At 47.8% G+C, this 540-nt stretch carries 1 protein-coding gene; it reads left to right on the plus strand.

Annotated features, from left to right (window positions below; translation table 11 throughout):
• On the plus strand, positions 1–540 hold a 540-nt coding region (locus R7040_RS29400), incomplete at both ends, for a helicase-related protein (protein WP_318098039.1).

A 540-nucleotide genomic window follows, 5' to 3' on the forward strand; every position in this document is an offset into this window, starting at 1 on the left:
GCAACATTCCCAGAGAAGATCGAGAAAATCGCTCAGCGTATTATGAAATCGCCAGAGATGATCAAGGTTGAATCGACTCACGATACTTCCAGCATTGCTCAATACTTCTACAAAGTAGAAGGAACTGAAGCGCGTGATGAGGCGCTAGCGAATCTTCTTTTGACTTACCAACCAGAGTCGGCGGTGGTGTTCTGTAATACGAAGAAAGAAGTGCAAAATGTCGCGGATGAATTACACCATCGCGGCTTTAGCGTGATCGATATTCACGGTGATCTTGAACAGCGTGAACGTGATCAAGCACTGGTGCAATTTGCGAACAAGAGCGTTTCTATTCTTGTGGCAACGGACGTGGCGGCACGAGGTTTGGATGTGGACAATCTTGATGCTGTGTTCAACTTTGAGCTGTCTCGTGACCCAGAAGTGCACGTGCACCGTATTGGCCGTACTGGCCGAGCAGGCAGTAAAGGTTTGGCGTTCAGCTTCTTTGGTGAAAAAGACGGTCTACGTGTTGCTCGTATCGAAGAGTACTTAGAGATGGAT

Source organism: Vibrio sp. 1069 (assembly GCF_033340555.1).